6 protein-coding genes are annotated in these 6738 nt (G+C 69.9%); 5 read left to right on the top strand and 1 reads right to left on the bottom strand.

From position 1 onward, the window contains the following. Positions 1-163: 163 nt before the first annotated feature. Complete coding sequence (locus FKN01_RS21765) at positions 164-685, top strand: hypothetical protein (protein WP_143623169.1); 522 nt, start codon at positions 164-166, stop codon at positions 683-685. An 85-nt stretch (positions 686-770) separates the two neighbouring features. Here FKN01_RS21765 and FKN01_RS21760 read toward each other — a convergent pair whose 3' ends face one another. After that, positions 771-1655, bottom strand: a complete 885-nt coding sequence (locus FKN01_RS21760) for an SIS domain-containing protein (RefSeq protein WP_143623167.1) — start codon at positions 1653-1655, stop codon at positions 771-773. A 186-nt stretch (positions 1656-1841) separates the two neighbouring features. On the opposite strand from FKN01_RS21760, the gene FKN01_RS21755 reads away from it, so the two are divergent. The 4 genes from FKN01_RS21755 (at position 1842) to FKN01_RS21740 (ending at position 6724) form a co-directional block, all read left to right on the top strand. Beyond that, positions 1842-2642: a DeoR/GlpR family DNA-binding transcription regulator gene (locus tag FKN01_RS21755; protein ID WP_143623165.1), complete on the top strand. Its 801-nt coding sequence runs from the start codon at positions 1842-1844 to the stop codon at positions 2640-2642. A gap of 434 nt (positions 2643-3076) precedes the next feature. Continuing rightward, positions 3077-4087: an ABC transporter permease gene (locus FKN01_RS21750; protein ID WP_398932915.1), complete on the top strand. Its 1011-nt coding sequence runs from the start codon at positions 3077-3079 to the stop codon at positions 4085-4087. Further along, complete coding sequence (locus tag FKN01_RS21745; protein WP_143623163.1) at positions 4084-5031, top strand: carbohydrate ABC transporter permease; 948 nt, start codon at positions 4084-4086, stop codon at positions 5029-5031. The genes FKN01_RS21750 and FKN01_RS21745 overlap by 4 nt, the downstream gene beginning before the upstream one ends. A gap of 52 nt (positions 5032-5083) precedes the next feature. Continuing rightward, positions 5084-6724: an extracellular solute-binding protein gene (locus FKN01_RS21740; RefSeq protein WP_143623161.1), complete on the top strand. Its 1641-nt coding sequence runs from the start codon at positions 5084-5086 to the stop codon at positions 6722-6724. Positions 6725-6738 lie beyond the last annotated feature (14 nt).

Raw genomic sequence — 6738 nt, 5'->3', positions numbered from 1 at the left:
TGGGGGGGGGGGGGGGGGGGGGGGGGGGGGGGGGGGGGGGGGGGGGGGGGGGGGCCCCGGGGGGGGGGGGGGGGGGGGGGGGGGGGCGTGCCGGGGGGCCCGGGCCCGCCCCCCGGCACGGCCTTACTGGCCCCGTACAGGTTCGTCGGCCATACTGCCCGCCGTGGAGCAGCGCATAGACCCGAAGACCCAGCCCGCGTACGCCGCAGGGACCGACCCGGCGTACATCCCCGGTCTCACGGCCCCCCGACCCGCCGAAGCGGTGGACGAGGAGCCGGAGAACACCGAGGAGCCCGCCCCCGCGGACGCCGTCGCCGAGCCGCCGGCCGACGAGGTGCCGGTGGCGCAGGACGAGGAGGAGCAGGAGGAGCAGGACGAGCAGGAGAGCGACGAAGAGGCCGCTCAGGGCCCCTCGTTCGAGGCGAGCGACCGGCGCGGGTCGGTCTCGGCGGGGCCCGAGGGCGTCCGGTTCACGCTGGACGACCAGCAGGCGGACTTCGGCTGGGACGAGATCGGCGCGGTCGAGCTGAAGCCGGCCCGCTTCGGCCGCCGCTTCACCGTCACCGTGCACCTGTCGTCCCAGCGCTGGTTCAACGGCGAGGTCGAGGCGCCGTCGCGCGCCGGCCTCAAGGAGTGGACCGAGGGCTTCGACGCGGTCCTGGACACCTACTTCGAGGAGTCCTGACCGGGGGCGTCGCCCCGGACCCCCGGTCCCGGAACGCCGGACGGGCCGCATGCCGGCCCGTCCGGCGTTCGACGTACGACAGGGGTCAGGCGTCCGCCAGGACCACCGAGCGGGTCAGGTGGCGCGGGGCGTCCGGGTCGAGCCCGCGGGCGGTGGCGCGGGCCACGGCCAGGCGCTGGACGCGGACCAGGTCGGCCAGCGGGTCCAGGTCGCTCTCCACCCAGCGGGCGCCGGTCTCCAGGAGCTGCTCGCGCAGGCCCCCGGGGGCGGCGCCGAACGTCCAGGTGGCGGTGGTGTCGGTGGCGATGGAGATCGGGCCGTGGCGGTACTCCATCGCGGCGTACGACTCGGTCCAGGAGAGCGAAGCCTCCTTCATCTTGAGCGCCGCCTCGTTGGCGAGCCCGGCCGTCCAGCCGCGCCCGAGGAACGTGAACTGCGTGCGGTCCACCAGGCCCTCCGGCAGCGGCTCGGCGAGCGCCCGCTCGGCGTCCCGGACCACGGCGTCGGTGTGCAGTCCGAGGTGCGCGCGCAGCAGCGTGAGCAGCGTGGTGGCGAACCGGGTCTGGACGACGGACCGTTCGTCCGCGAAGTCCAGCACGACGACCGCGTCGGCGGCCGTCATCACCGGGGTCCGCGGGTCGGCGGTGATGGCCACCGTGGGCGTGGTGCCGCTCAGCCGGCCGAGGAGTTCGAGGACCTCGGTCGTGGTGCCGGAGCGGGTGAGCGCGAGGACCCGGTCGTAGCGGCGGCGGGTGGGGAACTCGGACGCGGCGAAGGCATCGGTCTCGCCCTGCCCGGACTCCTCACGGAGCGAGGCGTATGCCTGAGCCATGTAGAACGAGGTGCCGCAGCCGACGACGGCGACGCGCTCGCCCGCCGCGGGCAGCACGGCCGCGTGACTCGGTGCCAGCTCCGCTGCGCGGCGCCAGCACTCCGGCTGACTGGCGATCTCGATCTCGACAAATGACACTTTTGCACTCCGTACTGGTGATGGGATGCTCGTTTGCGCACGTTACCCGCGAGGAACGAGCATTATCAAGCATTCTGCTTGCGCGGGGCTTGACTCGCCGGAGCCTTGTGCGACGCTTGCGCCCTGTCCGGTGATCGCGCCCAAGGGGATGGGCGCCCGCAGCCCGGACCTGTGAGGAGAACCGTCTTGTCCAGGGATGCCCGGTGGAACGCACTGCTGGAACTCGTAGGTAAGAACGGCCGGGTGGACGTCGAGGACGCCGCGCGGGCGCTGGACGTCTCGGCCGCGACCATCCGGCGGGACCTGGACCAGCTCGCCGAGCAGCAACTGCTCACCCGCACCAGGGGCGGCGCGATCGCCCACGGCGTCAGTTACGAGCTGGCCCTCAGATACAAAACGGGGCGCAACGCCCCGGAGAAGCAGGCCATCGGCCGTGCCGTCGCCGAACTCGTCGCGGTCGGCGAGGTGGTCGGCCTCACCGGCGGCACCACGATCACCGAGGTGGCCCGCTCGCTCGCCGTCCGCGCGGACCTGGTGGGCGACGGAGCCGGCGGTGCGGCGGGCCAGCCGACGCTGACGGTGGTGACCAACGCCCTCAACATCGCCAACGAGCTGGTGATCCGGCCGCAGATCAAGATGGTCGTCACCGGCGGCGTCGCCAGGCCCCAGTCGTACGAGCTGACCGGACCGCTCGCCAGCGGGGTGCTCGGCGAGATAACGCTCGACGTGGCCGTCCTCGGTGTCAACGCCATCGACACCGAACGCGGGGCGTACGTGCACCACGAGGGCGAGGCCAGCATCAACCGGCTGCTCGCCCAGCAGGCCCAGCGCGTGGTGGTCGCCGCCGACTCCTCGAAGATCGGCAAGCGGGCCTTCGCCCGGGTCTGCGACCTCTCGCTGGTGGACTTCCTGGTCACCGACCGGGGGATCGCCCCGGAGGCGTCCGCCCGCTTCACCGAGGCCGGTGTCACGGTCATCGCCGTCTGACCCCTTCGCCGTACCCCCAGCGGGCCGTCGCGCGCACATGGCGCGGCGGCCCGCTCTTTCGCGCGCGCCCAAACCGGTTCAGGGTGCCGGACCGTGCGTGAAATGCGCACCATCAAGCACAACTGTGCGCCGACTGGCCGGTCCTGACGGAGGAACAGTGCATTCCGGCCCCCGTTCCGCAGGCATGGAGCGCCCCTTGTGGGGTGAATGCCTGGTATGTGACACGCAGTGAGGCGGCATCCGACGACTTTTGCCTGCCCATAGATGTTCGTTACCTCTGCGAAATGAACAACTCTTGCCATATGGCCGCACGGTCGTGAACTATGTGCCTGTCGCCGCGAAGAGGCAGCGGCCGCGCTTCCCGAAGCACGCGCCGCCCCTTCACGTATGCGGGACGTTCTCTCGCTCCATCAGCCCTGGAGGTGCCTGTGACGATGGCAAACACGCCGGTCACAGCTGCGCGGCCGCCCGTGCCGCAGCCCCGCGACCCGGAAGACGCGGAACGTCCCGCGGGGAGGAAGGGCAAGAGGAACCGAATACGGCAGCCGCTCCGGCAGCGCATCAAGCGGGACAAGGCGCTTCTGCTCTTCTGCCTGCCCGGCGTGCTGTACTTCGTCCTCTTCTTCTACCTGCCGCTCGCGGGCAACGTCATCGCCTTCCAGGACTACCAGCCGTTCCTGGGCTTCAAGCAGAGCCCGTTCGTCGGGATGGCGAACTTCACCGCGCTGCTGGCCGAGCCCGAGTTCTGGAGCGCGGTGTCCAACACCCTCCAGATCACGGCGATCCAGCTCCTCCTGTACTTCCCGGCACCGATCGCCCTCGCCCTGCTGCTCAACTCGCTGATCAGCGAGAAGATCAAGCGGTTCATCCAGACCGTCGTCTACCTCCCGCACTTCCTGTCCTGGGTCGTCGTCGTCGCGATGTGCAAGCAGGTCCTCGGCGGCGCCGGATCGGTCACCACGCTCCTCATGGAGCACGGGGTCGGCATCGGCAACGTGATGACCGACCCCGGGACCTTCAAGTTCCTCATCACCGCGCAGGCCATCTGGAAGGACTGCGGCTGGGGCACGATCATCTTCCTGGCGTCCATCGCCTCGATCGACATGGGCCAGTACGAGTCCGCCGCCATGGACGGTGCCGGCTGGCTCCGCCGGATCTGGCACATCACCCTGCCCGGCATCCGGCCGGTCATCCTGATGCTGCTCATCCTGCGGCTCGGCGACATCCTCTCGGTCGGCTTCGAGCAGATCCTGCTCCAGCGCGACGCCGTCGGCCCGGACGCCGCCGAGGTGATGGACACCTATGTCTACTTCCACGGCGTCGTGGACGGCGACTGGGGCATGAGCACCGCCGCCGGACTGATGAAGGGCGTCATCGGATTCGCCCTCATCCTCGCCGCCAACAAGCTGGCCCACCGCTTCGGCGAGCAGGGAGTGTACCGATGAGTCAGTCCGTCGCGACCCGGCCGCGCGCCGCCCGGTCCGGTCCTCCCCGCCCCCGCAAGTCCAACGGCCGCCCGCCGTGGATGGAGCGCCCGCACTGGTACGGGCAGGGCGCCAAGGGCCTCGCACTCATCGTGCTGACCGTGATCGTGCTCTACCCCTTCGTCCTGGCCATCGGCACCAGCCTCGCGGGCCGCGAGGAGCTGAACGCCAACGGCGGCTACGTGCTGATCCCGCACCACCCGACGCTGGAGGCGTACCGCGTCATCCTGTCCGGGGGCGTGGTCACCCGGGCCGCGGTGGTGTCCGTCTTCATCACGCTGATCGGGACCGCGCTCAGCCTGGCCTGCACGGTGATGATCGCGTACGGCACCTCGCGCCCCGGCACGGTCCTCGCCAAGCCGATCCTGCTGCTGGTGCTCGGCACGTTCCTCTTCGCACCCGGCATCATCCCGACGTACCTCGCCGTCCAGCAGTTCCACATGCTGGATACGTACGCCTCACTGATCCTTCCGGTCCTGCTGAACGCCTTCAACATCGTCGTCGTCCGCTCGTTCTTCCAGAGCATTCCGGAAGAGCTGTACGACGCGGCGCGCATCGACGGCGCGGGTGAGGTCACGGTCCTCTTCCGGATCGTCCTCCCGCTGTCGAAGGCGGTCCTCGCCGTGGTCGGCCTGTTCTACGCCGTCGGGTACTGGAACAGCTTCTTCAACGCGGTGCTGTACCTCAACGACTCCAGCAAGTTCCCCATCCAGGTGATCCTGCGCAGCTACGTCCTGAACGGACAGAGCATCAACGCCTCCGCGATGGGCGTCCACTCCGTCCCGCCCGCGACCTCCCTGCAGATGGCCGTGCTGATCATCGCCATCGTGCCCATCTTCTGCGTCTACCCCTTCCTGCAGAAGTTCTTCGTCAAGGGCGTCCTCACCGGGGCGATCAAGGGCTGACCCCGCCCGCCCCGCACCACCGCCCCGCCCGCCACCCACTTCAAGGAGCCCCATGTCCACCCACCTGTCCCGACGCGGTTTCATGGGCGCCGCGGGAATCGCCGGCCTCACCGTCGCGGGTCTGACCACCCTGAGCGCCTGCGGCAGCGGCGCCGCGGTCAGCAAGGGAGGCGCCAAGGCGTCGGCCAAGCTCAGGCTCCCGACGTACGTGGCGGCCCAGACCGCGCCCGCCGACCTCCCGGGCAACGCGTCGGGCCTCGACGCCACCTATCTGCGCTACCCCAAGAAGCTCACCAAGTCCGTCGCGAAGACCCCCGGCGACGGCAGCCGCATCACCGCCCTCACCGAGACGTTCACCACGCCCGCGCCGCCGCAGGCCAGGAACGCCTACTGGCAGGAGCTGAACAAGCGGCTCGGGGCCCGGTTCGACATGACGATCGTCGTGGACCAGGGCGTCGACGCGTACCTCACCAAGTTCAACGCCATGATGGCCGGCGGCGACATACCCGACCTCGTGTGGTTCCCGCCGAACCAGGGCATCCAGCGCGTGCCCGAGCTCCTGGACGCCAAGTTCCACGACCTCACCCCCTACCTGTCGGGCGACGCCGTCAAGGCGTACCCCAACCTCGCCAACCTGCCGACCACCGCCTGGAAGACCGCCGTCGTCAACGGCAAGATCCGCGGGGTCACCGTCGCCTACGGCTCCATGGGCCAGGTCTACGTCGTCAACCAGGACTTCTGGAAGCCGGTCGGCGGCGCCGAGTTCACCAGCGCCGAGGACTTCCTCGCCAAGGGCAAGGAGCTGCTGGACGTCAAGCGCAACAAGTACGTCCTGGAGCCGGCGTACGTGAACCACATCGCCCAGTTCGCCCAGTGGTTCGGCGCCCCCAGCGGCTGGCGACTGGAGGGCGGAAAGCTGACGCACCAGTACGAGACGGAGGAGTACCAGGAGGCCCTGGCCTTCGCCGTCAAGTGCGCCAGGGCCAAGCTCTTCTGGCCGGACCCCAACCTCAGCACCACCATGGAGAAGATGGCCCAGGGCTCCCTCGGCGCCTACGTCCAGTCCTTCCCCAGCTTCCTGGTCGACGCCAAGACGTACGACTTCCCGTTCGGCGTCATCGTGCCGTTCGCCGCCAAGGAAGGCGCCACGCCGCACTACAACATGGGCTACGGCTCCGTCGGCTACACCGCCATCAACAAGAAGGCCGACGACAAGCGCGTCAGGATGCTGCTGCGCGTCCTGGACTACCTGGCCGCCCCCTTCGGTACCGAGGAGCGCCTGTTCCTCGACAACGGCATCGAGGGCAAGCACTGGACCCGCACCTCCGGGGGCGACGTCAAGCTCACCGCCAAGGGCAACTCCGAGGCCGTCACCACCGCCATGCCGCTGGCCTTCCTCGCCGCCGGGCCGGAGTACGTCTACCTGCCGGGCCGGGGCGACATGGCGAGCAAGATCCACGGCTGGCAGGAGGACCTGCTCAAGATCGCCCAGACCAACCCGACGAGCGGCCACTTCTCGGACACGTCCACCAGCAAGAGCCCGTCGCTCACCACCGCCATGAGCGACATCCAGCTGGACATCGTCGCCGGCCGCAAGCCGGTCTCCGCCTTCGAGGACGAGCTGCGCAAGTGGCGCTCCGGCGGCGGCGACAAGATGCGCGCCGAGTTCGAGGCCTCGCTCGCCGGCAAGTAGCCTCCGCCCGCACG

It is taken from the genome of Streptomyces sp. 130 (genome assembly GCF_007096885.1).
In the GTDB taxonomy this organism is placed as follows: Bacteria; Actinomycetota; Actinomycetes; order Streptomycetales; family Streptomycetaceae; genus Streptomyces.
This window is presented reverse-complemented; position numbering and strand designations above follow the sequence as displayed.